This window comes from Lishizhenia tianjinensis, assembly GCF_900116425.1.
GTDB lineage: Bacteria > Bacteroidota > Bacteroidia > Flavobacteriales_D > Crocinitomicaceae > Lishizhenia > Lishizhenia tianjinensis.
The window spans coordinates 1-1,199 of the sequence record NZ_FPAS01000013.1; the positions used below are offsets into that span (position 1 = coordinate 1).

The following is a 1,199-nucleotide window of genomic DNA, read 5'->3' on the forward strand; positions in this document are numbered from 1 at the left end:
GAAACAAACAAGACGATGCTAAATTCACGAAAACAGGTTATGTTCAAGTGATGCGTTAATGTTTGATTTATTTATATGTGAAAATCCCGACTGAATAAGTCGGGATTTTTTGTTCAATAAAGCAACGGCCCGTGAAAAAATTCGTTTTACCTGTAAAGCTAGAAACTATGAAACATATAAAAAACCTATTTATTTGTGTTGTGCTATTCACTTGTATGGCATTTCAGAATAGCCAAAATCAGCAGCTAAAGTATTTTGCGCAAGTTCAATTAAATACGAATGATGCAAGTATACAAGACGAAATAGAGGCATCTATTCGAAACAATCCCAACTGTTTTGTTGTGAGATTGGATAGAATAACCAACGGATTACTTATCGTTACCAAAGAAATTAATTCTTTTACTAAAGATGATTTAACGTCATGGATGGTAGGTAATGAAAATGTAATTGAATGTTCACGTATTGGTATACAAGGTTTAGATGATCATTTTGCCTTTGACGATACATTTTGTGATAAAGTAAACCAATAGTCCTATGAAAAAGATATTTTACTCAATTCTTATGGCTTTGGCACTAAATGGCGTTAAAGCTCAAACAACTACCACGAACCCTGCAGATTGTAGTACGGCAGTTTTTGGATGTACAATTAATGACTTTACGGCAGGTATAGGTCCTGGTAACTTCAATGATATTCCTTCGGGAAACAACGTTTCAAATCCTAATACAAATCCGGGGTCAGCAGGTAACTCGGGTTGTTTATTGGCTAACGAATTAAATCCAACGTGGATGATTTTTACCATTCAACAAGATGGTTATTTTGAATTTACCTTGGGTTCTCCTAATAGTGGAGGTTGTTATGACTGGGCATTATGGCCTTATTACCAAGCCGGTGGTGGGAATTTATCAAGTAATGATGCGTGTTCAGACATCACAAATAACTTATTGCCACCAGTAGCTTGTAACTGGAATAGTCCATGTCAAGGTTATACAGGTATGGTTCAACAAGGGAATTTACCTACAGGAGCCAACCAAGGGAACTTCGAACATTCTTTCTTTGCAACCGCAGGTTCACAATACGTTTTATGTTTTTCAAATTATAGTGGATTACAAAACCAATTGGTGCCTGTTTATACAGGAACAGATATTCCTGGTAATTCATCAAGCACAACTACAGCTTCTGTAACTTGTGACCCTTCAGC

General features: G+C 36.2%; 1 protein-coding gene and 1 pseudogene. Both read left to right on the top strand.

All coding sequences use genetic code 11. The features are described from left to right. Positions 1-167 precede the first annotated feature (167 nt). The gene (locus BM327_RS15740; RefSeq protein WP_139230424.1) at positions 168-530 is read left to right on the top strand and encodes a hypothetical protein; all 363 of its coding nucleotides are present in this window, start codon (positions 168-170) and stop codon (positions 528-530) included. A gap of 4 nt (positions 531-534) precedes the next feature. Beyond that, positions 535-1,199, top strand: a pseudogene (locus tag BM327_RS15745) (hypothetical protein); the annotation flags it as partial.

Excerpts from the sequence above, each read along its gene's own strand:
- BM327_RS15740 (WP_139230424.1), top strand. The coding sequence starts at position 168 with ATGAAACATATAAAAAACCTATTTATTTGTGTTGTGCTATTCACTTGT.